Below are 24546 nucleotides of genomic sequence, written 5' to 3'. Positions count from 1 at the left end.
CACGCCTGGAGCCCCAAAGCAGCCCGGGGCCCACCCGCGTGAAGCGAGGGGCCCCGTGACCACCGGAGTGACCGGGAGGATGCCGCTACGCGGGCACGGGCTCCGAGGGGACGGCGTGCTCCGGGGCGGTGGCCGTCGCGGTGGACGTGCTCGCGGCGGGCGCGGGCGGCGCGGGCACGGCGAGCGCCACGGTGGGGACCTCGCCCACGGTCTCTCCGTGCTGGCTCAGGTCCAGGCCCTCTTCCTCCTGCGCGGGGGTGACGCGCAGCGGGACGATGCGGTCCACGAGCTTGTAGAGGAGGTACGAGCCCACGAAGGAGAAGACGGACACGACGACCAGCGCCAGCAGGTGCATGAGGAAGGTGCGCGTGGTGCCGTAGAGGAGGCCCACGTCCTTGGCGAGCACGCCGGTGAGGAGCATGCCGACCATGCCGCCCAGGCCGTGGCAGGGGAACACGTCGAGCGTGTCGTCCAGCGCGGTGCGGCTCTTGAAGTGCACGGCGGCGTTGCTGACGAAGCTGGCGACGAGGCCCACCAGGATGCTCTGCCCCACGGTGATGAAGCCCGCGGCGGGCGTGACGGCGACCAGGCCCACCACCGCGCCCACGCAGGCGCCCATGGCGCTGGGCTTGCGGCCGCGCAGCCAGTCAAAGGCGATCCACCCGAGCATCGCGGCGGCGGAGGCCGTGTTGGTGGTGGCGAAGGCCAGCGTGGCCAGCGACGAGGCGGACAGCGCGGAGCCCGCGTTGAAGCCGAACCACCCGAACCACAGCATGCCGGTGCCGAGCATCACGAAGGGCACGTTGGCGGGCGCGTGCGTGGCGTGCGTCAGGTGCACCTGGCGGCGGCCCAGGACGATGGCGCCCGCGAGCGCGGCGAGGCCCGCGGACATGTGCACCACGGTGCCGCCCGCGAAGTCGAGCACGCCCCACTGGCGCAGGAAGCCCTCCGGGTGCCACGTCCAGTGCGCGAGCGGCGCGTAGATGAAGACGCTGAAGAGCACCATGAAGAGCAGGTACGCCTTGAAGCGCACGCGCTCCGCGAACGCGCCGGTGATGAGCGCCGGGGTGATGATGGCGAACTTGAGCTGGAAGAGCGCGAAGAGGAGCAGCGGCACGGTGGGCGCCAGGTCCGGGTGCGTCTCACCGCCCACGCCGCTGAACATGAAGAAGGTGCGCGGATCACCGATGAGGCCGTGGAAGCTGTCGCCGAAGCACAGGCTGAAGCCCACGACGACCCACAGCACGCTGATGACCGCCATGGCGATGAAGCTCTGCATCAGGGTGGAGACCACGTTCTTCAGCCGCACCATGCCGCCGTAGAAGAACGACAGGCCGGGCGTCATCAGCAGCACCAGCGCCGTGGCGGTGAGCAGCCACGCGGTGTCCGCCGCGTTGATGGGGCCGCCCTGCTTCACCTGCACCGCCGGGGCCACCAGGAGGCCCGCCACCGCCACGCCCACCAGCAGGACCATCGCCATCCACTTCTGCATCGCCGCACCTCTCCAGAGAGCTGACGCAACGCAGTGTAGGTCCGGGATAGGCTAATTTCAATCTACCGGATACTAGATTCCTTCGGATTAATGCTAAATTTTCAAGTCCGAAACCTAGAACTTCGGCAACCAGTGCTTTCAGCAGCAACCGCCCAGACGAGCGCCCGGCGGCTTCCCCGCCCATGACGCAGTGCATGGAGCTGCCCGACCAGGTCAGTCCTCGGAGTCGTCGGTACCCAGTTCTTCCGGCAGCGGGTTGTTCATCAGGGTGAGCCGCCCTGGGAGCCGGACCACGAGGAAGCCCTTGCCGTCGATGCGGATCTGCATGCCATCCTCGGCGTCACCGCTTTTGAGCCAGGACTCTGCTTCGTCCCGGGTCGGGAAGTCCCGTTCGACCTTGATCTTGAAGTTGGGGTCGAGGCGCTCCTGAAAGTACTGCGCGAAATCCTTCAGCTTGCCGAGCTCCTGAACGTAAAGCAGGCAGAATGCGGCGGTCTCAAACGCCTTCCACTCTCGAGAATCCTTCGATGTCTGATCCATCGCGGCCCCCAGGACTTCGAGGACATCCGTCACTTTGACTTCCGGTGTCTTGCTCACGGCACTGCCCTTTCAATCAGATGGGGCTCAGCACCAAGAGTCCCGCAGGCGCCACCGCAAGCGTGAACGCCATGCCCGCGACGACGACAACAGTTCCCAGTGCCACCTCAGCCTTGTGCTCCCTGAGCCAATCCAACGCTGCGGCCATGGAGGAGAAGCGCAGCTCCGGCCTGGCGGCCTGACGTTCCAGAGCCTCCTGCTCCTCAACGCACTTCATGAATTCTTCACGGCATGTCTTCGTGCAGTACTCATGGTGCATCGCTGAGTGCTTCGGAACGCTGGTGATAGGAGGCTTCCGTCTCCAGCACTTCTGGAAGCACTGCTTCTGCACCTCCCCGCAGTAGGCCTCAGCGCCAGAGCCTCCCGTGCCGGGCCCTTCCGCTGTCCCTACGCCCCGAGCATCCTCGGAGACGACATAGGTCTTCCGCTCGGGACGCTGGGTGTGTCCACAAGCAGCGGCCATCATCACCGCGAGGACGAAGAAGGCCCCGGCGCAAGAACCGGGGCCTGCGTGCCGGACGCTGGGGTTCATGGGGAGTGACTCCACCTCCGACCCCCAAACGTCTTCAAGCCGTGACCGCCGCCTGTCCTGCGCCGGTCAGTTCACCTGCGCGAGCGGCCCATCGACTTCCGCGTCCTGGCCACTACCTCCTGTCCAGGATGCGTCCCTGTCCGTCGATCGCGTAGACGGCGCCTCCATCCAGGATGGGCTCGTTCAAGCCACAGCGCGACGGTTGCGGAGAGAACCACACGAAGAACAGGTCGTCTCCCGACTGGAGGACATGGGTGTCGTAGGAGCTTCTCCTGGAAAGACACTGCGCCATGCGCTTGTCGGGATCCTGGGTCTGGAGCTCCGAGCCCGGAGGCAGGAACTCGTTCATCGCGACCTCCAGGGCGGCCATCATGGGACCCTCCAGGTGAACACCTTCCTTGAAGGAGTTCGGGAAAACCACGGCGGATGCCTCTCAAACCGCACGCGTCCCACTTCAGCGCAGGCGGTCCAACGCGGCTCAGTCCTCGGAGTCGTCGGTACCCAGTTCTTCCGGCAGCGGGTTGTTCATCAGGGTGAGCCGCCCTGGGAGCCGGACCACGAGGAAGCCCTTGCCGTCGATGCGGATCTGCATGCCATCCTCGGCGTCACCGCTTTTGAGCCAGGACTCTGCTTCGTCCCGGGTCGGGAAGTCCCGTTCGACCTTGATCTTGAAGTTGGGGTCGAGGCGCTCCTGAAAGTACTGCGCGAAATCCTTCAGCTTGCCGAGCTCCTGAACGTAAAGCAGGCAGAATGCGGCGGTCTCAAACGCCTTCCACTCTCGAGAATCCTTCGATGTCTGATCCATCGCGGCCCCCAGGACTTCGAGGACATCCGTCACTTTGACTTCCGGTGTCTTGCTCACGGCACTGCCCTTTCAATCAGATGGGGCTCAGCACCAAGAGTCCCGCAGGCGCCACCGCAAGCGTGAACGCCATGCCCGCGACGACGACAACAGTTCCCAGTGCCACCTCAGCCTTGTGCTCCCTGAGCCAATCCAACGCTGCGGCCATGGAGGAGAAGCGCAGCTCCGGCCTGGCGGCCTGACGTTCCAGAGCCTCCTGCTCCTCAACGCACTTCATGAATTCTTCACGGCATGTCTTCGTGCAGTACTCATGGTGCATCGCTGAGTGCTTCGGAACGCTGGTGATAGGAGGCTTCCGTCTCCAGCACTTCTGGAAGCACTGCTTCTGCACCTCCCCGCAGTAGGCCTCAGCGCCAGAGCCTCCCGTGCCGGGCCCTTCCGCTGTCCCTACGCCCCGAGCATCCTCGGAGACGACATAGGTCTTCCGCTCGGGACGCTGGGTGTGTCCACAAGCAGCGGCCATCATCACCGCGAGGACGAAGAAGGCCCCGGCGCAAGAACCGGGGCCTGCGTGCCGGACGCTGGGGTTCATGGGGAGTGACTCCACCTCCGACCCCCAAACGTCTTCAAGCCGTGACCGCCGCCTGTCCTGCGCCGGTCAGTTCACCTGCGCGAGCGGCCCATCGACTTCCGCGTCCTGGCCACTACCTCCTGTCCAGGATGCGTCCCTGTCCGTCGATCGCGTAGACGGCGCCTCCATCCAGGATGGGCTCGTTCAAGCCACAGCGCGACGGTTGCGGAGAGAACCACACGAAGAACAGGTCGTCTCCCGACTGGAGGACATGGGTGTCGTAGGAGCTTCTCCTGGAAAGACACTGCGCCATGCGCTTGTCGGGATCCTGGGTCTGGAGCTCCGAGCCCGGAGGCAGGAACTCGTTCATCGCGACCTCCAGGGCGGCCATCATGGGGCCCTCCAGGTGAACGCCTTCCTTGAAGGAGTTCGGGAACACCACGGCGGATGCCTCTTCGGGAGGTGCCCATGCGGCCTTCTGCTTCAAGGAGCCCGCCAGGGGTCCCTCGACCTCGTACATGCCATTGGCGAGCTGGCGGACACGGATGTCCGGATGCGGCGCCGAACATCCCAGCGCCACGAACAACACCATCCATTACAGGTTCGTTGGCATCCACGGTCCCGCGACAAGGTGACCGCGGATGCCTATCAAACCGCGTGCGTCCCACTCCAGCGAGGGGAGTCAGTTCACCTGCGCGAGCGGCCCATCGACTTCCGCGTCCTCGTTCTCCGGCGCTTCTTCCACCGCGTCCACGCCCTGCGGAATCCCATCCACGTAGGTGACGACGTTGTTCGGCAGCGAGGCCACACGAGGCCCCGGCGTCACCACGCCCGTGAGGTTCAGTGGATCCACTCCGGACAGCTGGATGCGCACGCCGGACGGAGCCGCTCTCCGCACGCCTCGCGCCATGTCCACCGCTTCGGGCAGCGCGAACTGCTCACCCACGAAGCCCGACACGAAGCGCCCGCCTCGTAGCTCTCCCCGCGCTTCCATGCGCCGGTAGACGAACAGCAGGTCGCGCCACGTGGGCGCCAGCGACTCGCGCATCACCAGGTCGCGCCAGACGATGCCGTAGCGCTGGAGGAACAGCTTCGCCAGCGACTCCGTCACCTCCTCCTGTGACTTCGGCTCCGACGGCGCCAGCAGGCTCCAGCGGCCCGGGCCTCCCCGGTTGAGCAGCTTCTGGCGCTTGCGGTGCGCCGGGCTCTGCAGGATGCGCAGGTTCTGCACCGCGTCCGCCGTGACGAGCCCCTTCGCCACCAGCTCCCACAGCGCGTCCTCCACCTCCGCCGGCAGCCGCCGCGCCCGCGTCACCAGGTCCTGGAAGAAGCACGCGCCCCGCCGCTCCAGCACGCCCACCACGTCCTTCGCCGCCGCGCTCAGGTCCGGCGGCGTCCACACGCCTCCATCCGCCAGCACCGCGTGCGGACGCGCCGCCGCCAGCATCCACTCCAGGTCCTCGCGCACCGTGAACGTCAACGGCGCGTTGCGCGTGGGCGACGAACGCTTCGCCACCACCGGCTCCGGCGCCTCCACCGGCGCACCCCGGCGCGGCCCCGCGGGCTTCGGCGGATCCTTCAGCGTCACCCGCCCCCACGCCACCTCGCCCGCGTAGCACGCGCGCTCCATCAGGTCCGGCGTGTAGCCCCGCATGCGCGCGGGCAACAGGAAACGCTCCCACGCGGAGGCCGGCGCCTCGTACCCCTGCAGCAGCCGCACCGCCTTGAGCAACCCCGTGGAGCCCCGCAGCGCGTCCACGTCCTCCAGGTGGTGCCACCGGAAGAGGAAGCGCATGAAGTCCTGCGGGCTCAGCGGCTCAATCTCCCGCCGAAGCCGCCCCACCGTCAGCCGGTGGATGCGCTGGAGCAGCCGCCGGTCGCACCACTCCAGCACCGGGCTGCCATCCGCGTCCCGGGCCACCGGCACGTCGTCCTGCGCGCGGAACTGGCCTCGCAGCACGCTGCCCTGGCTCTCCAGGTTGTGCAGCGCCAGGTTGATGTCGTCCGGCTCCAGCAGCGTCAGCCGCGCCAGCTCCGTCACCGTGGTGGGCCCCACCATCTCCATCCGGCCTCGCACCACCTGGAGCACCGCCGCGTCGCGCTCCACCGGCCGGTCGTACTCCAGCACCGGCAACACCGGCTGCGTCACCGCGTCCGGGAAGAGCGCGCGCACCGCGTTGCCCCGCTCCGCCGACACCAGGAACCGCCCGCCCTGCCGCTCCAGCCACGCCACGCGGCCCTGCTTGAACAGCCCCGCCTCCAGCCCTCGCGGGACCTCCGACGCGCGCACCAGCACGAGCTGCAACAGCGCGTCGTGCAGCTCGTCCTCGTCGCGCATGGGCGGCGCGGCGTCCTCCACCACCTGCCGGATGGCGTTCGCGTCCAGCGCGCCGAACGCCGCCGCGTCCTCGGCCGGCATCGCGCGGCGCAGGGCCACGTTGCGCACGCGGCGCTCCTCGGCCGGCGCGTCGTCCAGGAAGGTGTAGGGCTGGCTGTTGATGAGCGCGTGCGCGAAGACGCTCGGCTCCGGGACGTCGCGTGCCACCAGCTGGATGCGCCCGTCCTTCATGCGCCGGAGCACCTCGCGCAGCCCGTCGATGTCCATCGCCTCGCGCAGACAGTCGTCCATCGTCTGCTTCACCAGCGGATGGTCCGGCAGCTCCACGTCCCCGCCGCCGTGGTTGTCCTGGCAGCCCACCTGCGCGGGGAACACCGCCGCCAGCAGGTCCTCGCTGCGCGCGCGCTGGAGGTTCGGCGCCACGCGCTTGCCCCCCATCATCCGGTGCAGCGTCAGCGCCCGCGACGCCACCCACCGGAAGCGCGTGCCAAAGATGGGCGCCTGGAGGATGGCCTGCACCAGCACCTCCTCCACGTTGTCCGGGTGCAGGAAGTCGAAGATGTCCGCCAGCGGGAACGAGTGCTGCTCCCCCAGGCTCAGGAGGATGCCGTCCTCCGTGGCCGCCGCCTGCAACTCGAAGTCGAACGAGCGGCAGAAGCGCTTGCGCAGCGCCATGCCCCACGCGCGGTTGATGCGGCTGCCGAACGGCGCGTGGATGATGAGCTGCATGCCGCCCGCCTCGTCGAAGAAGCGCTCGGCGACGATCTGCGTGTGGCTGGGCACCACGTCGCCCAGCATCTTCTTCCCCAGCCGCAGGTAGCCCAGCAGCGCGTCCACCGCGGGCGGCGGCACGCGCAGGAGCTTCTCCAGGAAGCCCGCCGGGTCGTCGTGGCGCAAGAGCTCCTCGCGCAGCCGGCCCACCTGGAGGCTCAGCTCGTCCGTGCGGCCCGGCGCCTCGCCGCGCCAGAAGGGCACGTTGGGCGGCGCGCCCCTCGCGTCCTCCACCATCACCGTGCTGCCCATCACGCGCTGGATGCGCCACGCGGTGCTGCCCAGCAGGAAGATGTCCCCCGGCGAGGACTCCACCGCGAAGTCCTCGTCGAGCGTCCCCACCACCTTGCCCTCCGGCTGCGCGGTGACGCTGAAGCTGAACGTGTCCGGGATGGCGCCGCCGTTGGTGAGCGCGGTGATGCGCACGCCCCGGCGTCCCTTGAGCCGCTGGTTCACCCGGTCGCGGTGCAGGTGGATGCTGCCCCGGCCGCGGCGCTCGGCGACGCCCTCCGACAGCATGTCCAGCACCTGCTGGTACTCCTCCCAGGTGAGGTCCTGGTACGGGTACGCGCGCTGGAAGACGCTGAAGAGGGCGCGCTCGTCCCACTCCTCGCACGCGCACGCGGCGACGATCTGCTGCGCCAGCACGTCCAGCGGCTTCTTCGGAATCCGGACCGCGTCCAGGTCTCCCTCGCGCACGGCGTTGAGGAGCGCGACGCACTCCACCAGCTCGTCGCGCGTCATCGCGAAGAGGATGCCCTTGGAGATGCCCGCCTTGTGGTGGCCCGCGCGGCCCACGCGCTGGAGCAGCACGGAGATGGCCTTGGTGGTGCCCAGCTGCACGACGAGGTCCACGTTGCCCACGTCGATGCCCAGCTCCAGCGACGCGGTGGCCACCATCACGCGCAGCTGGCCGGCCTTGAGGCGCTCCTCGGCGGACAGGCGCATCTCGCGGGACATGCTGCCGTGGTGCGCGGCCACCCACTGCTGGCCCAGGCGCTCACCCAGGTCGTGCGCCACGCGCTCGGACATCTTGCGCGTGTTGACGAAGACGAGCGTGGTGCGGTGCTCGCTGGAGAGCTGGATGAGCCGGTCGTAGACCTGTCCCCACATCTCGTGGCTCGCGATGGAGGACAGCTCCGCGTCCGGGATCTCCACCTTCAGGTCCCACGGGCGCTGGTGGCCCACCTCCACGCGCTTGCACTCGGTGAGGGAGGTGCCGGTGAGGAAGCCCGCGATGGCGTCCAGCGGCTTCTGCGTGGCGGACAGGCCCAGCAGCTGGGGGCGCACGTCGGTGAGGGCCTTGAGGCGCTCCATGGACAGCGCGAAGTGGCTGCCGCGCTTGTCGCGGGCGAGCGCGTGGATTTCGTCCACGATGACCGTGCGCACGTGGCGCAGGGTGGCGCGGGCGCGCTCGGCGGTGAGGTAGAGGTAGAGGGACTCCGGCGTGGTGATGAGGATGTGCGGCGGGCGGCGCACCATCTGCGCGCGCTCGGCGGCGGGCGTGTCGCCGGTGCGCACCTGCACGCGCAGGTGCTGGGGCTCGTAGCCCTCCTCGCGCGCCAGGGTCATCAGCTCCTCCAGCGGCTGGAGGAGGTTCTTCTGCACGTCGTTGCCCAGGGCCTTCAGGGGCGACACGTAGAGGACGCGCGTGTTGTCCGGCAGCGTGCCGTCGAGCGCCAGGCGGAACAGCGAGTCCAGCGCGGCGAGGAACGCCGTGAGCGTCTTGCCGCTGCCCGTGGGCGCGGCGATGAGCACGTCGTGGCCGGCGTGGATGAGGGGCCAGCCTTCAACCTGCGGCCGGGTGGGCTCGCCCAGGCGTGAGGCGAACCACCGCCGCACCACCGGGTGGAAGGCGGCGAGCGCCGGATGGGCCGCGGACTCCGACGTGAAGGCGAGGGCGATTTGAGGGGACATGGCGGGCTCCCAGCAGCCAGCCTGAACACAGGTACAGCGCGGCGTCAACGGACGCCGGGTGCCGTCTCCGACCGCCCAGGTGAGAGGGGATGTCGGAGGCCCGGCGTATACCTCCTGCCTCGCGACGGCTTCGTCTCCCCAGCAGGACGCAGGACGTAGGGCACTCAGGCGGGCAGCGTTCACCTGCCGGGGTGTCGCCTTTCCGGTGGCACCTGACTCCGTGCATTCCCCTGATGGCAGATTGAAAGCAGCTGGGACGTCAGTAGATTTCTACTGAGTTCTTGGTGGGCACGGACCTACGCATCCGTGCCCGTGCGCAGAAGAAGCTCCTGCTCCCCTCAAGCCGTTGGCAACGGAGTCCCGCCATGACGACTTCCTCCTACCGCCTGCAGGCAACCCTTCCTGCGCCCTATGGAACCCAACTCGAACAGCTTCGAAGCAAGCTCCAGATCGACAACACAGAAGTCATCAAGGAGGCCCTGGGCTTCTTCGCCAAGGCGGTGCTCGAAGCGAGCCTGGGCCGCCGCGTCGCGTTCGTGGACGAGAAGCATCAGGTGCTCGCGGAGTACAGCTCCCCCTCCCTCACCCGGCTGGAGTGGAACGCTCGGGAGGAAGGCCACATCGTGCTACCCGACAGTGATTTCGACCGGCTCGTGGACGCGTTGGAGAAGCCGGCGAAGCCCCTGCCCCGGCTGCGGAAGCTCGCGCGCAAGAAGGCCCGCTGACGCTCCGGAAAGAAGAAGGGGGGCGCCGCCATGACGGCCTCCCTCGTGTTTCCTGAGCTCACGGCCATCACCAGCAGGGACGCCGCGAGTGGCTTCCGCTGCGAGGAAGAGGCACTCAGCCGCTACTTCCAACAACAGGCCACGCAGCAGGGACGGCGCGAAGAGAACCGGACCTGGGTCCTCCACCGTCCCGACGAACGGCCCGACCTGCCGTCCGTGCTGGGCTTCTACACGCTCACCTGGATCCAACTGGAGCGCAGCAGCCTGCCCGCGCCCGTCACCCGGCGGCTTCCGGACTATCCGATCCGCGCCATCCTCATCGGGCGCCTTGCTCGCGACGAGCGGTGCAAGGGCATGGGCATCGGGGAGCACCTGCTCGATGACGCCCACCGCAGGGCCTTGCGCGTCAACGCGGAGATTGGAGGGCTCGTCGTCGTCGTGGACGCGAAGAACGCGCGCGCCGCGGCGTTCTACGAGGCGCATGACTACACGGTCCTCATCCGCGCAGGGTCAGCGACCACAGCGTGGCCCCAGCGCTACTTCGTGAGGATGGAGGACTTGAGAGCAACCTACGCGGGGACGTGAACGGACCCGGGGACGCGCCACCAAGCCCATGCACTTCGAGCAGACCTCGCTGAGGATCCAGCGATTCGACCTCTTCGGGCTTACGATGACCTACTGGCAGGGCGTCGACCTTGCCCCCATTCCGCCGCCGTGATGCCGATGCGCTTCTACCAACTCCAACGTCCGGCCCCTTCCACTCCGCGACACTGGAGCGGCAGCCTTTCCGCCGAGCACGTCTGGAGCCTGCCCGGCGTGGAGTGCCCCACCTGCCATGAGACCTGGAGTGGCCAGTTCGCGCTTCCCAGCGTCGATCTGTCCTCGTTGTCCGAACAGGATCTGCTGAAGGAACCACGGGTCGAGCCCTACGCGGAATACGCGCGTCTTGCGTCCCATGTGCAGCCGTTCCTCCCATCCGGCCTGTCCCCTGAACCCGGCATGCAATTCGGTCCGCTTCGAGGCACGTCACGAGGAAGCTGGGGCCCCGTGAGCGCTCGTGTCGGATGGGAGGTGCTGGTCACGCAGGAGGCGTTGCGACACCTCCGGGCCGTGGGAATCCGGGGGCTCGTTCCCGTGCGCGCGGAGCTCCAGGGGCTCAATACCGGGGTCGTGCTGTACGAGTTGGAGCTTCCCGTGCGCGGGCTTCTGCACCGGGACGCTGTCCTGACGGGCCCCCAGTGCCCGACCTGCGGATGGTATGAGGTGCGGATCTCGCCGGAGCCCTGGCTGGATGGAGATGCCCTCCCCCATGACGTGGACCTCTTCCGCCCCACGAACGGGACCACGTACACCTTCGTCAACGAACGCTTCGTCGAAGCAATCCAGGCCCTGGGCCCATCGGATGTGATGTTTCGCGAAGCACGTGTGACGCCGGAGTCCCGCACCGGCTCGATTCACTGAGTTCAGCGCTGGACCGCGAAGGCCAGACCGTCCGGCCGGCCTCCAACATCCAGGCCCGCGGCTCGAACCGTGACAACACCACAACCGCCGCGATGGCGAGCGTCGTGAGCCAGGGGTTCATGCACGGCGTAGGTCAAGCGCCTGCCCAGCCCCGGAGAAAACCGAGCCGCCGTGACACCGCTGCCCCGGTCCGCCCCGTGGTGCGGCCTGCCCCTCCCCGTGGGGGCGTCCTGGCATCTCGACTGCACAAAGGCCGCGTCCCCACTCCTGGAAAGGATGCCTTCACATGAAGCGTTGTCTCTTCGGGCTCGCGGTCCTGATGGCGCTCGCGGGCTGCACCCCTGGCACGCACCGTTGCGACACCAACGCGGACTGCCCGGAAGGGCGCGTCTGCATCCACGAACATGCGCACGACATCGACGCCGACACCTGCCAGCAGCCCTGCGCCGACTCGAGCCAGTGCGACGCGCCCGACGTCTGCGCCTGCCCCGACTCACCCTCGGGCACGGCGTGCAGGACCGATGATGGCGGCTTCAGCCGCTACTGCGGGTTCTCCTGACGAAGCAGGGCGGCGCGACCGCCGGAACTGGGGCACACTGCGCCCGTTCAAAAAGGAGCCACACCATGAGCTGGGATGAAGACCTGCAGGGCCGTGAGCCCCCGCCCTCGCTGGAGACGCTCATCGTCCCGCGCGTGCGCGACCTGGGCGACGGCTTCCACGTCCGCCGCGCCCTGCCCTCCGCGCGCCGCCGCATGGTCGGCCCCTTCATCTTCCTGGACCAGATGGGCCCCGCGGACTTCGACCCCGGCCGCGGCCTGGACGTGCGCCCGCATCCGCACATCGGCCTGTCCACCGTCACCTACCTCTTCCAGGGCGAAATCCTCCACCGCGACTCGCTGGGCTTCGTGCAGCCCATCCGCCCCGGCGCCGTGAACTGGATGACCGCCGGCCAGGGCATCGCCCACTCGGAGCGCACCGCCCCGGACACGCGCGCCGCCGGCGGCCGCCTCTTCGGCATCCAGGCCTGGGTGGCCCTCCCCAAGCAACATGAGGAGGTCGCCCCCGCCTTCGTCCACCACCCCGCGGACACGCTCCCCGTCATCGACGGCGAGGGCGTCCACCTGACCGTCATCGCGGGCCAGATGCACGGCGGCAAGTCCCCCGTGCGCGCCCACTCCGACCTGTTCTACGCGGACGCGAAGCTGGAGGCGGGAGCGCGCCTGAAGCTCTCCGCCGAGTACGAGGAGCGGGGCCTCTACCTCGTGGAGGGCACCCTGGACGTGGAGGGCACGCGCTTCCAGCCGGGCGAGCTGCTGGTGTTCAAGCCGGGCAGCGAGATTGTCCTCAAGGCGGAGTCCTCCGCGCGGATGATGCTCCTGGGCGGCGAGCCCATGGACGGCCCGCGCTACCTCTTCTGGAACTTCGTGTCGTCCTCCCAGGAGCGCCTGGAGGCCGCCAAGGCGGACTGGAAGGAAGGGCGCTTCGCCCCCGTGCCGAAGGAGACGGAGTTCATCCCCCTGCCGCCGGAGGATCCGCCCGCGCCCGTGCGCTACCCGTAGAGCCGGCGCACCGGCGCCAGCGTGCCCGCGGGCCGCTGCGACTTCGCCTGCGACCACGTCAGCCGGTACGTCGCCGCCGTCCCGTCGAAGGCGATGGGCTTCACCTCCGGTGAGCCCGCGCCCGACGCGCGCAGCGTCTCCGCCAGGAAGCCGCAGGCGAAGAAGGGGTTGTCCGCCAGCACGTCCTTCACCCACAGGGTGGCGTCCTCCCCGGACAGCTCCTCCACCCGGACCTCGTTGAAGTTGTTGCCCGCGCGCAGGTTGTACGGCACGCGCTCCAGCGTCTTGCGCGGCCCCAGGTGCGTCACGAGCTGCATGCTCGCCCGCCCCACGGACGTCTGCTGGAAGCCCTTCAGGTAGCGGGCGCCCAGCTCCAGGTAGGCCGTCTCCAGGGGCTGGCCGGGGAAGACGTCCCGCGCGGCCACGTCCAGGAAGACGCGCCACTGCTCCAGCGAGTAGTGGGGGCGCAGCGGCTCGGAGAGGCTCAGGCCCGCGGCCTTCAGCTTCTGGCGTCCGTCACGCGTGAGGTACGGCCCCAGCGCACGCACGAAGAGGGCTTCCACGCTCTGGGCGAAGATTTGCTTTTCGGATGGGACCATGCCCCCAGGGTGGAGGCGCCCCTGCGCATCCGGAAGGGCCGACGCAACGCTTCCGTCCACGAGTCGTCAGAGCCGTAGCTTTTTCAGCCTCGCGGCAGCCGCACCGTGAAGGTCGTCCCCTGGGCTTCCGTGGAGCTCACCTGCACGGTGCCGCCGTGGGCCTTCACGAGCTGTTCGGTGATGTAGAGCCCCAGCCCCAGCCCCGCGGACACGCCGCGCTCGCGGTCGCTGCGGCCGGCGCGGCGCCACGCGGCGAAGAGGTTCGGCAGCTGCTCCGCCGGGATGGGCGCGCCCAGGTTGTGCACCCGCAGCACGGCCTCGGAGGCCAGGCCCTCCGCGCTCACGCGCACGGGCGACTCCGGCGGGCTGAACTTGAGCGCGTTGGACACCAGGTTGGTCACCACCTGCTCCAGCCGGTCCGCGTCCCACGCGCCGCGCCCGTCGCCGCGCAGGTCCAGCAGCACCTCGCGGTGGGGCTGGCTGGCGCGCGACTCGTCCACCGCGCCGCGCACCACGTCGAACAGGTCGCAGCGCGAGCGCACCACCGGCAGCCCCGCGCCCAGCCGTGCCCGGGCGAAGTCCAGGAGCTGGCGGATCATCCGCTCCATGCGCTCGGCGCTGGTGAGGATGCGCTCGGTGAAGACGCGCTGGCGGTCGGACAGCTCGCCCTGGCGCTGGAGCTGCTGCGCGGACATGGACAGCGCGTTGAGGGGGTTTCTCAGGTCGTGGCCCAGGATGCCGATGAACTGCTCGCGGAAGTCCTCCGCGTTGCGCAGCTCCGTGATGTCCTGGCCGGTGGCGATGACGGCCTCCACCGCGCCCGTGGGCCCGGTGGCGGGCGACATCGTGTACTCGAAGTGCCGCACGCCCGTGTCCGAGGACAGGGTGATGCGGCCGCGCTGCACCTGGCCCGTGCGCCGCGCCGCGTCCAGCGACTTCGCGAACGGCTCCAGCTGCGGGTCCATGGCGCGCAGCGCGTCCATGGTCCTGCCCGGGACGTGCACGTGGTGCGAGCCGCGCGACGTGGCCACCGCCTGGTTGGCGAAGATGAGCGTCCCGTCCCCGTCATAGAGCGCGATGGGGTCCGCCGCCGACCCCATGGCCAGCTCCAGGAGGCGGCGCTGCTGCTGCACCTGGTCGGAGAGGACGCGCACCTCGCGCTCGGCGCGGCGCAGGCGCAGGAGCGCGTGCACCTGGGCCACCAGCTCCTCCGGGTCCACCGGCGCCACCAGGTACGCGTCCGCGCCGTGCTCCAGCCCCTGGGCCCGGTCCCCGGGGCCCACCGCCTGCGCGGACAGGTGCAGCACCAGCGTGCTGCGCGTGCGCGGAGAGGCCTTCAGGCGCCGGCACACCTCCAGGCCGCTCATGTCCGGCAGGCGGACGTCCAGGATGACCAGGTCGGTCCGCTCGTCCGCGAGCGCCAGCGTCTCCCTGCCCGTGCCCGCCTCCAGCACCTGGAAGCCCGACAGGGACAGCACGCGAGACGTGACGTAGCGGCTGGCCAGGTCGTCGTTGACGTTGAGGATGATGGGTGCGGAAGGCATGCGTGCGAAAGAGGCCGTGGCCCTCCTTCGTAATGGCTGGCCCGGGACGCGCCAAGTGTCACACGTGGGAAAATGTCTTCTCCGACGGAGCAGCCGGGGGAACGGCCGGCCGCCGGCGCTCGCTGGACGACAGGGCGACTCCCCCGCCAGCGCTTTTCGCGATAGGGATGGGTCATGCGCCCTCCCTGCCGCCCGCTTCCCGCTGATGGCCGCTTCCTCCAGGCCGTGGGGCCCACGCCGCTGGTGCCCGTGCGGCTGGACCCGGAAGGCCCCACCATCTGGTGCAAGCTGGAGTTCCTCAACCCCAGTGGGTCCACCAAGGACCGCATCGCCCGGTACATGCTGGAGAAGGCGTGGCGGCTGGGGGAGCTGTGCCCGGGCGGCGACGTGGTGGAGGCGTCCAGCGGCTCCACCAGCATCGCCATGGCGCTGGCGAGCGCGCAGATGGGGTGCCGCTTCACGGCGGTGATGCCGGAGGGCGTGACGGAGGAGCGGCTCATCGCCATCCGCGCCTACGGCGGCGAGGTGGAGCTCGTGCCGCGCTCGGAGGGCATCCGGGGCGCCATCGCGCGGGCGGCGGCGCTGGCGAAGGAGCGCGGCGGCTACGCGCCCCGCCAGTTCGAGAACCCCGACAACGCGGAGGCGCACCGCGTGTGGACGGGGCAGGAGATATTGTCGCAGGTGCCGGGCGGGCTGGTGCACGGCGTGGTGAGCGGCGTGGGCACGGGCGGCACCATCGTGGGGCTGTACCAGGCGTTCGCGGAAGCCGGCTGTCCGGTGACGCCCTTCGTGGCGCGGCCCATCTCCGGGCTGGGCTGCGACATCGAGTGTTGCAGCTTCAGCGCGCGCGTGCCGGGCGTGGTGGACGGCCTGTCGCGGCTGTACCGCGAGGCGGACATGCCGGGCCGGGTGGAGCTGGACGTGTCGGACGACCTGGCCATGCGCACCGCGCGGGCGCTCATCCGGCGGGGCTTCCCGGTGGGCCCGTCCTCCGGCCTCAACTACGCGGCGGCGACGGAGGCGGCGAAGCAGCTGGGCCCGCAGGCCCAGGTGGTGACGGTGTTCCCGGACCGCATGGAGCGCTACTTCTCCACGGAGCTCGTGCAGCCCCGGCCCACGCCCGCCCCCGCGTCCAAGGCCGGCTGAGGCCTCAGGTGCGCATGCGCACGCGCGACTCGTGCACCGTGTCCGGCGGCGGAGACGTGCGCTCGCGCTCCTGGGCGCGCATCAGGCGCAGGATGCTGGGCCCCAGCACGTCGATCTCGGTGGAGGCGTAGGCCTCCGTGCCGAAGCGGCGGATGGAGTCCGTCTGCCGCTCCAGGATGCGCGCGTCCTGTCCGAAGATGTGCAGGCCCACCGGCAGCACGAAGGGCAGCGCGGCCTTGAGCAGCCAGCGCGGCACGGGCAGCTTGAACGTCACCACCGCGTACACGAGCGTGTCCCAGTCCCCCACCGGCGTCATGGCGGAGTTGACCAGGATGTGGCTCCTGTCCCCGATGCGGTACTCCACCTGCGCGATGGAGGGCATCAGGAAGCGGTCGAAGTGCTGCACCACCTGGCCGCCCGGCGCGAGCAGCTTCCCCACGAGCCCCTTGGGCGCGGGCTCGCCCAGGTACTCCGCCTCCACGCGGTCCGCGCTCCGGCGCACCACCACGTCGATTTCGTTCTTCTTCTCCGCGGTGCGGAACAGGCCGCCGTGGAGGAAGGCCGTGTGCGGCACGTCCAGCGTGTTCTCCAGCACGGCGTGCAGCGACCCCGGCGCGCGCAGCACCCGGCGCACGGTGGTGTAGTCCGCCGCGTCCAGCAGCGGGAAGCGGAAGGGCTCCGTCGTGGGCTCCACGCCGGGCGTGGAGTAGACCCAGACGAAGCCGTCCTGCTCGCGCGTCGCGTGGGACGCGGCGCAGCGGGAGCGGGCCTCGGGCTCACCCACCAGGCCCGGGATGAGCCGGCACTGGCCGCCGGTGTCGAAGCGCCACCCGTGGTAGCCGCACTCCAGCTGCCCCTGCTTCACGCGCCCCAGCGACAGGGGCACGTTGCGGTGCGGACAGCGGTCCACCAGGGCGCCGGGCCTGCCGCCCTCGCCCCGGAAGAGCACCAGGGGCGTGCCCTGGAGGGTGCGCGCGAGCGGCTTGTCCCCCAGCTCGCGCGACGTGCAGAGGATGAACCAGGAGTGGGGAAGCCGGACGACGGAGATGTGACTGGGGGACGCGCCCGGGGCGCGCCCCTCCTCGCGGGCATTCATGCGCCCAGTCTAATGGGCCCGGGCGTCCGTGCACGCCCCCTTCAGGCGGGCAGGTCGGCGGCGCGCTGGGCGGCCTCCGGGTTGACGGGCTGGGGCATCACCCCACCGCTCATCCGCCGGCAGGACTCCTCGCAGCGGCGGCACGCCTCCGCGCAGGCCTTCATCATCCCCTCGTCGCTCATCTTCTCGCAGGCGTCCGCGCAGGCGGCGCACACCTCCGCGCAGGCGAAGCAGGTGCGCGAGTGCAGGTCGGAGCCCCGCAGCATGAAGCGCGCGCTCGTGTCGCAGATGTCCGCGCAGTCCATCAGCAGCCGGAGGTGCCTCGGCTCGGCGTGCTTGCCTCCCCGCTGGAGCCCGTCCGCCAGCGTCTCCAGGCAGACGCGGTGACAGGCCAGGCAGTTGTCGATGCACTCGCGCATCTCGTCCTTGCTTCGCATTGCTTCGGCGTTCGCCATGGGGGGCTTCCTTTCGGGTCATGAGCCTCCGGCCTCACGGTGGGCACGCGCGGGGACATCACCACCCCACCGCGCGCACCCGGCCGGCGGGCGGGCCGGCGGGCCCGGACTAGAACTCCAGCCGCCGCAACCGCAGGGCGTTGCCGATGACGGACACCGACGAGAGGCTCATGGCCGCGCTCGCGAACAGCGGGCTCAGGAGCAGCCCCAGGACGGGGTACAGCACGCCCGCCGCCAGCGGCACGCCCAGCAGGTTGTAGACGAAGGCGAAGAAGAGGTTCTGCCGGATGTTGCGCAGCACGGCGTGGCTCAGCCCGCGCGCCCGCGCGATGCCCCGCAGGTCGCCCTTCACCAGCGTCACGCCCGCGCTCTCCATGGCGATGTCCGTGCCCGTCCCCATGGCGATGCCCACGTCCGCCCTGGCGAGCGCCGGGGCGTCGTTCACGCCGTCGCCCGCCATCGCCACCACGCGCCCCTGGGCTTGCAGCGCCTTCACCGCGTCGCCCTTCGCGTCCGGCTGCACGCCCGCGATGACCTCCGTGATGCCCAGCCTGCGCGCCACCGCGTGCGCCGTCGTCGGGCTGTCGCCCGTCAGCATCACCACGCGCAGGCCCTCGGCCCTGAGCCGCGCCAGGGCCTCCGGCGTGGACGGCTTCACCGGGTCCTCCACGCCCAGCAGCCCCGCCGCGCGGCCGTCCACCGCCACCAGCACCACCGTCTGGCCTTCGTGGCGCAGCGCCTCCGCGCGCTCCGTCAGCGCCTCCACCTCCACGCCCAGGCTCCGCATCAGCGCCGCGTTGCCCAGCGCCACCTCGCGTCCGTCCACGCGGCCCCGGACGCCCTGCCCTGGCACGGACTGGAAGCCCTCCACGCCGACAGGGGACACGCCCCGCTCCCTCGCGCCCGCGACCAGGGCGGCGGCCAGCGGGTGCTCGCTGCCGCGCTCCAGGCTCGCGGCCTGGCGCAGGAATCCGGAGGCGTCCACGCCCGGCGCGGGCTCCACCGTCACGAGGCGCGGCTTGCCCTCCGTCAGCGTGCCCGTCTTGTCCACCACCAGCGTGTCCACCGCCGCCATCCGCTCCAGCGCCGCCGCGTCGCGGATGAGCACGCCCATGCGCGCGCCCTGCCCCGTCCCCACCATCACGGACATGGGCGTGGCCAGGCCCAGCGCGCACGGGCAGGCGATGATCAACACCGCCACCGCGTTCACCAGCGCGTGCGCGAGCCTGGGCTCCGGGCCCCACACGGCCCACACCGCGGCCGTCACCACCGCCACCGCGATGACCGCGGGCACGAAGATGCCGGCCACGCGGTCCGCCAGCCGCTGGATGGGCGCGCGGGTGCGCTGCGCCTCGGCCACGCGCTGGACGATGCGCGACAGGAGCGTGTCCTGGCCCACGCGCTCCGCGCGCATCACCAGCGTGCCCGTGCCGTTCACCGTGCCGCCCGTCACCTTCGCGCCCGGCCCCTTCTCCACCGGCACGGGCTCTCCGGTGACGAGCGACTCGTCCACCGCGCTCGCGCCCTCCAGCACCTCGCCGTCCACCGGCACCTTGCCGCCGGGGAGCACGCGCAGGCGCCATCCGGCGACCACCTGGGACAGCGGCACGTCCTCCTCGTGGCCGTCGTCCGAGAGGTGCCTGGCCATGGCGGGCGCCAGCGACAGCAGGGCCCGCAGCGCGCCGGACGTCGCGTGGCGGGCGCGCAGCTCCAGCACCTGCCCCAGCGCCACCAGCGTGAGGATGATGGCGGCGGCCTCGTAGTACACGGGCGCGGTGCCGCCATGCCCCGTGCGCGCGCCTTCCGGCAGCAGGTGCGGGAACAGCGTGGCCGCCACGCTGAAGACGTACGCCGCGCCCGCGCCCAGCGCGATGAGCGTGAACATGTTCAGGTGCCGGTTGCGCACCGACGTCAGGCCCCGCTGGAAGAACGGCGCCCCCACCCACAGCACCACCGGCGTCGCCAGCGCGAACTGCGCCCACACGAGCGCCGCGGGCGACAGCGCGTGCTGCACCGGCTGGCCCGGCAGCATGTCCGACATGCCCAGCAGCATCAGCGGCACGCTCAGGGCCAGCCCCACCCAGAAGCGCCGCGTCATCGAGCGCAGCTCCGGATCCGGCGGCTCCTCCAGCGTCACCGTGCGCGGCTCCAGCGCCATGCCGCACTTCGGGCAGGTGCCCGGCGCGTCGCGCACCACCTCCGGGTGCATCGGGCAGGTGTACTCGACGCGCGTCTGGAGGGCGGGCGGAGCCTCGGGCTCCAACGCCATGCCGCACTTCGGGCAGGCCCCAGGCGCGTCCTGGCGGACCTCCGGATCCATGGGGCACACGTACACGGCGCCCGGCGGGGCCGGGGGTGGCGGCGTCCGGGGCTGGAGGAAGTGCCCGGGGTCCGCCTGGAAGCGCTGGCGGCACTTCTGCCCGCAGAAGAACCAGGTGTGGCCCTCGTGCTCCCAGCTGCCGCCCCGGGGGGCGCGCGGGTCCACCTCCATGCCGCACACCGGGTCGATGGCCGGCCCTCCCTCCCTGGCGGGCGGCGGCGGGTGGGGCGAAGGGACGGCTGGGGAATGGCGATGAGGGTGCGTCATGGTGGAGCCTCCTTTCCCCGGGCCAACGCGGCATCCGGCGCGCTCTTACACATGCGTAACCCTCCCTCCCCGCCCCGTGCGGCCCCGCTCCTTCTGCTGGAGGGCGGGGCACCAGGCAGGCGGGGGGATTTGTCCGCCCGGGGCCTTTTCCGGTAGGAGGCAGCCCCGGCAGCCTGGAGTTCCGGGGCGTTGCACGTCGGGCCCACCGCACCCTCCGGAAGAATTGCCCGGAAAATCCACTCCCTCCGTATGAGCTGGGAGGCACGGTCGGGGCCCGACCAGAGAGGGCATCGAATGCGACGCAAGTGGGGGACGTGGGGGGCGGTGATGGCCCTGCTCGTCAGCGGCTGTGATGCCATCGACCTGTCGGAGCTCACCCAGCGCGACGCGAAGACCCGGGTGCGCGCGGAGCCCCCTGGCGAGCACTGTGAGTTCGGCGGGGACGCGGTCCTGACCGGCCTGGACCAGGACCGCGACGGGGAGCTGGACGACGCGGAGGTCACCGCCACCGAGTACGTCTGCGACGACGCCATCCCCAAGGTCCGCACCCGCGCGCGGGCGGAGCCCCACGGCGTGAACTGCGCGCTGGGAGGCCAGACCGTGGAGTCCGGCCTGGACCGGAACGCCAACGGCCAGCTCGACGACGCGGAGGTGACCCTCGCCGAGTTCGTCTGCGCCACCTCGGTCTCCAACGTGCTCCTGCGCGTGCGGCCGGTGGCCCCGGGCGAGCGGTGCCCCCAGGGCGGTCAGGTGTCGCACGCCGGCCATGACGCCAACGCCAACGGGCTGCTGGAGGAAGCGGAGATCATCCAGGAGGTGTACGCCTGCAACGAGGCGGCCCCCGTCCTGTCGCGCACGCGCGCGCTGCCGGCCTTCGCCGCGCCGTGCGACGGCGATGACCGCGGAGGCGCCGCGGTGGAGGCCGGCTCGGACCTGGACGGCGACTCCGCGCTCACGACGTCGGAGATCGAAGCCACCGACTACGTCTGCGGTCTGGACGCGGCCGACCTGAAGCTCCGTCAGCAGGCCGAGCCGGCGGGGCCGAACTGCCCCCGGGGCGGCACGCGCGTGGACGCCTACCTGGACCGGGATGACGACGGTGAGCTGGATCCCGGCGGCTACATGTCGACGGTGTACGTGTGTCAGGCCACGCGCGTGCACGATGGGAACTTCGTGGTCGCGGACCCCGTGGACCTGGTCGCGCTCGAGGGCGTCACCCACCTCCGGGGCGAGCTGACCGTCTCCGCGCCCACGCTCTCCGATGCCTCCCTCCCCTCGCTGGCCGTCATCCAGGGGAGCCTCACGGTGAAGGGCAACGCCAGCCTGCGGCGGCTGTCCCTGCCCTCCCTGCGCTTCGTGGGGGGCGACGTGGCGGTACGCTCCAACGCCCGGCTGGACGCGCTCACGCTGGGCACGGCGCCGGGCGCCACCCTGTGGGTCGAGCGCAGCCTCATCGTGGAGGACAACCCCATGCTCCCCACGCTGGAGGGGCTGGCGGCGGTGCTGCCCCGCGACAGCATCTTCCTGCGCGCGAACAACGCGATGGTGGTGCCCGGCCTGCTGCCCCAGGTCGTCGCGCTCCGGGGGTCGCTCGTCATCGAGGACAACCTCCGGCTGGACCGGACGCCCTTCGTGAACCTGGACCGGGTCCACGGGGACGTGCGCCTGGCGAACAACCCGGCGATGCCGGCTCCCTCCGGCCTGGAGAACCTGACCCGCGTGGACGGCACGCTGGAGCTGCGCGACAACACCGCGCTGGAGGTGCTGCACCCGCTGGCCCGGCTCGGCTCCGTGGGCGAGCTGCACCTCATTGGCAACTCCCGGCTGCCGGACACGTCCGGGTTCGCCCGCCTCTCCTACGCGGGCCGCATCTTCATCCAGGGCAACAAGGAGCTGGTGAGCGCGGGGGACATGCCCTTGCTGGAGCAGGTCACGCAGGACTTCTCCGTGAAGTACAACGAGAAGCTCCAGCGCGTGCACCGGCTGCCCGTCCTGCGCGGCGCGAGCGCGGTGATTGCCGTGGGCAACCCCGTGCTGACGTCGCTGGAGGGCTTCAACCGGCTGACCCGGCTGACCACGCTGGAGTCGCTTGGCAACGCGGCGCTCACGTCCCTCAGCGACCTGACGCTGCTGCGCGAGCTGGACGTCCTCAGCCTCCAGGGCAACGGGGCGCTCACGGACTTCGGCCTGCCGGAGCTGGCGCGCGTGTCGTTGGCCTTCGTCGTCGTGGACAACGCGAAGCTGCCCACGTGCCGGGCCACCGCGCTCCTGGCGAGCGTGTTCCAGGGCGACCCGGTGACGGGCGTGAACCTCGGCGGCAACGACGACGCGGCGACCTGCCCCTGAGCCGCCTTCTCAGCGGCGCGGCTTGCAGGAGCAGTCCAGGCAGCCGTGCGCCGCGCACGCGCCGCAGCCGCGCTCCAGCGAACGCTTGAGCGCGAGCCGCGCGCGGTGCAGCCGCACGCCCGCGTTGTTGGCGGTGATGCCCACCTCGCGCGCCACGTCCGGCACCGCGCGCCCTTCCAGGTCCACCTGGCGCACCAGTTGTGCGTACTCGGGCTTGAGCGTGGGCAGCAGCTCCGTGAGGCACGCGCACACCGCGCCCTTGAGCTCCAGGTCGTCGGTGGCGCCGTCCGCGTCGCGCGCCTCCACCTCCAGCGCGCGTCCTTCCGCGGCCTGCCGGCGGTGGTGATCCACGAGGGCGTTGCGCAAGAGGCGGTAGAACCACGCCACCGCGCCCTCGCCGTCCTTCAGCGCCCCGCCCTTCTCCAGGGTGCGGGCGAAGGCCGTCTGGAGGAGGTCCTCCGCGACGGCCCTGCTGCCCACACGCCGCTCCACGAAGGCGAGGAAGCGGCGCTGGTGGGCCAGGAGCGCCGCCACCACCTCCTCACGCTCCGGGGGCAGCCCCGCGGCGTCTGGCCCTTCAGCCTCCGTCATGCGACTCCTTGCGGCTACGGAGGGCCGTAGCCCTGCACGCGCGAGTTCAGCTCCACCGCGGTGGCGTAGATCTGCGCCCACGCGCGGAACTTGAACTTCGCCATCGCACCCTTCTGGTCGTTCGCGTAGTCGAACATGTCCTTGCGGAACTGCGCGTCCGCGGCCTTGCGGGCCTCCGGCTTCAGCGGCGTGCCCTTGCGGTCGTAGTAGCGCAGCAGGTCGTAGCCGTAGTCGTGCGTCTTGGCCGCCGGGTCGAACTCCTTGTCCGGGCCAATCTTGCCGGGGACGGAGGCGTAGCCGAGCGGATCCTGCATGCGCTGGCCGTGCTTCGTCTGGATGGCGTAGGGCTTGTAGCCCATGACCTGCTCGAAGTCCGCCGGGGGCGGGCGCGCGCCGGTGAGGTACTCGCTCATCAGCTTGCCGTGATCACCCGGGGGCGCGCCCGTGACGGCGCCCGTGCGCTGGGCGGCGGCGGTGCCGGAGGAGAAGGAGTCCTTCACCACGTTGCGCGCGGTGGGGGCGGGGCGCGCGGCGGTGGACTCCGTACCGGAGGTCAGCGGCTGGCGGACGGGGTTGTTGCGGATGATCATGGGGGCCTGGGGGAGAAGTCTTCTCGATTTTTCGGAAACCGCCTCCCCAAAGTTGCGGCCCTTCGACCAAAGTCGCGCAGAATGTGTGCAACACACCGCGTGGTGCACTGGAGGACACCGTGGGAAACCCCCTGTATTCCGAAGGAATCAAGCAACTGCGCGCCGGGAACCTTGAGAACGCGCAGCGTCTGGTCGAGCAGGCGAAGCGGCAGGGGGACGCTTCCGTGGACGAGCTCCGCGACATGGCGTACGAGCTGGACGAACACGGCGAGCGCGACCTCGCCACGGAGCTGCTGCGGGAGGCGCTGAGGCAAGAGCCCTCGGCGGCGGAGCCGGCCTCTGTCCTGGCCATGTACCTCCTGGAGAAGCAGGAGGACGAACAGGCCGCGGCCGTCCTCAAGCCCGCGCTGGCGGCCGCTCCGGATCACCCGAAGGCGAACCTGTGCATGGCCATGGCGCTGGCGAAGACGGAGGCCGCGCGGGCCCGCACGCACGCCGCCAGGGCGATGAAGGACCCGGACGCGGACGTCCGCGAGCAGGCGGAGGCGCTGGACAAGGTGCTCGCGCGGCACGAGCCCCGCTAAGGCGCCGTCAGTCCCCGCGCTTGAAGTCCTCCGTGCGGACGCCGTAGCGCTTGAGCAGGCGGTGCAGGCTCTCGCGCTCCATGCCCGCGCGCTCGGCCGCGTGGGTGACGTTGCCGGAGAACTCCTGCATCAGCGCGGTGAGGTAGTCGCGCGACACGGCGTCGCGCACGCGGTCCACCGCCTCGCGGTAGGGCTGCTTCGCCAGGGCTCCGCGGCACGGCCCGGCCGCGGGGCGACGCGCG

The 24546-nt window shown here is 70.7% G+C and carries 24 protein-coding genes; 8 read left to right on the top strand and 16 right to left on the bottom strand.

Going from position 1 to position 24546, the window contains the following annotated elements; translation table 11 throughout:
• Window positions 1-85: 85 nt before the first annotated feature.
• The 8 genes from ACLEQD_RS06435 to ACLEQD_RS06400 all read right to left on the bottom strand — a co-directional run bounded on the left by ACLEQD_RS06435 (window position 86) and on the right by ACLEQD_RS06400 (window position 9020).
• Window positions 86-1492 carry an ammonium transporter gene (locus tag ACLEQD_RS06435; protein WP_410382559.1) on the bottom strand — a complete coding sequence of 469 codons (1407 nt, stop codon included), beginning with the start codon at window positions 1490-1492 and terminating at the stop codon, window positions 86-88.
• Between the two features lie 213 nt (window positions 1493-1705).
• The gene (locus ACLEQD_RS06430; protein ID WP_410382556.1) at window positions 1706-2089 is read right to left on the bottom strand and encodes a hypothetical protein; all 384 of its coding nucleotides are present in this window, start codon (window positions 2087-2089) and stop codon (window positions 1706-1708) included.
• Window positions 2090-2105: 16 nt separating this feature from the next.
• Window positions 2106-2621, bottom strand: coding sequence for a hypothetical protein (locus tag ACLEQD_RS06425; protein WP_410382554.1), 516 nt, complete (start codon window positions 2619-2621; stop codon window positions 2106-2108).
• A 112-nt stretch (window positions 2622-2733) separates the two neighbouring features.
• On the bottom strand, window positions 2734-2994 hold the full coding sequence (locus ACLEQD_RS06420) for a hypothetical protein (RefSeq protein ID WP_410382557.1): 261 nt from the start codon (window positions 2992-2994) through the stop codon (window positions 2734-2736).
• Between the two features lie 105 nt (window positions 2995-3099).
• A complete protein-coding gene (locus ACLEQD_RS06415) occupies window positions 3100-3483 on the bottom strand; it encodes a hypothetical protein (RefSeq protein ID WP_410382556.1) in 384 nt (127 codons plus the stop codon).
• A gap of 16 nt (window positions 3484-3499) precedes the next feature.
• On the bottom strand, window positions 3500-4015 hold the full coding sequence (locus ACLEQD_RS06410) for a hypothetical protein (protein ID WP_410382554.1): 516 nt from the start codon (window positions 4013-4015) through the stop codon (window positions 3500-3502).
• A 112-nt stretch (window positions 4016-4127) separates the two neighbouring features.
• Complete coding sequence (locus ACLEQD_RS06405; protein ID WP_410382553.1) at window positions 4128-4586, bottom strand: hypothetical protein; 459 nt, start codon at window positions 4584-4586, stop codon at window positions 4128-4130.
• A 90-nt stretch (window positions 4587-4676) separates the two neighbouring features.
• On the bottom strand, window positions 4677-9020 hold the full coding sequence (locus ACLEQD_RS06400) for a DEAD/DEAH box helicase (protein ID WP_410382551.1): 4344 nt from the start codon (window positions 9018-9020) through the stop codon (window positions 4677-4679).
• Between the two features lie 365 nt (window positions 9021-9385).
• Between ACLEQD_RS06400 and ACLEQD_RS06395 the strand changes: the two genes are divergently transcribed.
• The 5 genes from ACLEQD_RS06395 to ACLEQD_RS06375 all read left to right on the top strand — a co-directional run bounded on the left by ACLEQD_RS06395 (window position 9386) and on the right by ACLEQD_RS06375 (window position 12766).
• Entirely contained in the window at window positions 9386-9745 is a 360-nt protein-coding gene (locus tag ACLEQD_RS06395) for a DUF1778 domain-containing protein (RefSeq protein WP_410382550.1), read from the top strand.
• A 30-nt stretch (window positions 9746-9775) separates the two neighbouring features.
• Window positions 9776-10330: a GNAT family N-acetyltransferase gene (locus ACLEQD_RS06390; protein ID WP_410382548.1), complete on the top strand. Its 555-nt coding sequence runs from the start codon at window positions 9776-9778 to the stop codon at window positions 10328-10330.
• Between the two features lie 138 nt (window positions 10331-10468).
• Entirely contained in the window at window positions 10469-11206 is a 738-nt protein-coding gene (locus ACLEQD_RS06385) for a double-CXXCG motif protein (protein ID WP_410382546.1), read from the top strand.
• A 286-nt stretch (window positions 11207-11492) separates the two neighbouring features.
• Window positions 11493-11765: a hypothetical protein gene (locus ACLEQD_RS06380; protein ID WP_410382544.1), complete on the top strand. Its 273-nt coding sequence runs from the start codon at window positions 11493-11495 to the stop codon at window positions 11763-11765.
• A 65-nt stretch (window positions 11766-11830) separates the two neighbouring features.
• The gene (locus ACLEQD_RS06375) at window positions 11831-12766 is read left to right on the top strand and encodes a pirin family protein (RefSeq protein ID WP_410382543.1); all 936 of its coding nucleotides are present in this window, start codon (window positions 11831-11833) and stop codon (window positions 12764-12766) included.
• On the opposite strand, the gene ACLEQD_RS06370 is transcribed toward ACLEQD_RS06375, so the two are convergent.
• Both ACLEQD_RS06370 and ACLEQD_RS06365 read right to left on the bottom strand, forming a co-directional pair.
• Window positions 12757-13365: a DUF2378 family protein gene (locus tag ACLEQD_RS06370; protein ID WP_410382541.1), complete on the bottom strand. Its 609-nt coding sequence runs from the start codon at window positions 13363-13365 to the stop codon at window positions 12757-12759. The two genes, ACLEQD_RS06375 and ACLEQD_RS06370, sit on opposite strands and share 10 nt — an antisense overlap.
• Before the next feature lie 83 nt (window positions 13366-13448).
• Window positions 13449-14909, bottom strand: a complete 1461-nt coding sequence (locus ACLEQD_RS06365) for an ATP-binding protein (RefSeq protein WP_410382539.1) — start codon at window positions 14907-14909, stop codon at window positions 13449-13451.
• 174 nt (window positions 14910-15083) lie between these two features.
• Here ACLEQD_RS06365 and ACLEQD_RS06360 point away from each other — a divergent pair, with 174 nt between their 5' ends.
• Window positions 15084-16055, top strand: a complete 972-nt coding sequence (locus ACLEQD_RS06360; protein ID WP_410382538.1) for a PLP-dependent cysteine synthase family protein — start codon at window positions 15084-15086, stop codon at window positions 16053-16055.
• 4 nt (window positions 16056-16059) lie between these two features.
• On the opposite strand, the gene ACLEQD_RS06355 is transcribed toward ACLEQD_RS06360, so the two are convergent.
• The 3 genes from ACLEQD_RS06355 to ACLEQD_RS06345 all read right to left on the bottom strand — a co-directional run bounded on the left by ACLEQD_RS06355 (window position 16060) and on the right by ACLEQD_RS06345 (window position 20193).
• Window positions 16060-17151: a Rieske 2Fe-2S domain-containing protein gene (locus ACLEQD_RS06355; protein WP_410382537.1), complete on the bottom strand. Its 1092-nt coding sequence runs from the start codon at window positions 17149-17151 to the stop codon at window positions 16060-16062.
• 41 nt (window positions 17152-17192) lie between these two features.
• Window positions 17193-17606: a four-helix bundle copper-binding protein gene (locus ACLEQD_RS06350; RefSeq protein ID WP_410382536.1), complete on the bottom strand. Its 414-nt coding sequence runs from the start codon at window positions 17604-17606 to the stop codon at window positions 17193-17195.
• A 109-nt stretch (window positions 17607-17715) separates the two neighbouring features.
• A complete protein-coding gene (locus ACLEQD_RS06345) occupies window positions 17716-20193 on the bottom strand; it encodes a heavy metal translocating P-type ATPase (RefSeq protein ID WP_410382535.1) in 2478 nt (825 codons plus the stop codon).
• Window positions 20194-20487: 294 nt separating this feature from the next.
• Between ACLEQD_RS06345 and ACLEQD_RS06340 the strand changes: the two genes are divergently transcribed.
• Complete coding sequence (locus ACLEQD_RS06340) at window positions 20488-22539, top strand: hypothetical protein (protein ID WP_410382533.1); 2052 nt, start codon at window positions 20488-20490, stop codon at window positions 22537-22539.
• Between the two features lie 9 nt (window positions 22540-22548).
• On the opposite strand, the gene ACLEQD_RS06335 is transcribed toward ACLEQD_RS06340, so the two are convergent.
• Together ACLEQD_RS06335 and ACLEQD_RS06330 are read right to left on the bottom strand one after the other, a co-directional pair.
• Window positions 22549-23130, bottom strand: a complete 582-nt coding sequence (locus ACLEQD_RS06335) for an RNA polymerase sigma factor (RefSeq protein WP_410382531.1) — start codon at window positions 23128-23130, stop codon at window positions 22549-22551.
• 14 nt (window positions 23131-23144) lie between these two features.
• Window positions 23145-23720 (bottom strand): hypothetical protein, encoded by a 576-nt coding sequence (locus ACLEQD_RS06330; RefSeq protein WP_410382529.1) that lies wholly within the window; start codon window positions 23718-23720, stop codon window positions 23145-23147.
• Between the two features lie 119 nt (window positions 23721-23839).
• On the opposite strand from ACLEQD_RS06330, the gene ACLEQD_RS06325 reads away from it, so the two are divergent.
• The gene (locus ACLEQD_RS06325) at window positions 23840-24304 is read left to right on the top strand and encodes a hypothetical protein (protein WP_410382527.1); all 465 of its coding nucleotides are present in this window, start codon (window positions 23840-23842) and stop codon (window positions 24302-24304) included.
• Window positions 24305-24311: 7 nt separating this feature from the next.
• Here the strand turns inward: ACLEQD_RS06325 and ACLEQD_RS06320 are convergent.
• The coding region (locus ACLEQD_RS06320) for a helix-turn-helix domain-containing protein (RefSeq protein ID WP_410382525.1) at window positions 24312-24546 on the bottom strand (235 nt) is incomplete at its 5' end.

Origin of the sequence: Corallococcus sp. 4LFB, assembly GCF_046520365.1 — a bacterium.
Lineage (GTDB): Bacteria > Myxococcota > Myxococcia > Myxococcales > Myxococcaceae > Corallococcus > Corallococcus caeni.
Note: the sequence above shows the minus strand (reverse complement) of the source record. Positions and strands in the feature narration are given on the sequence as shown.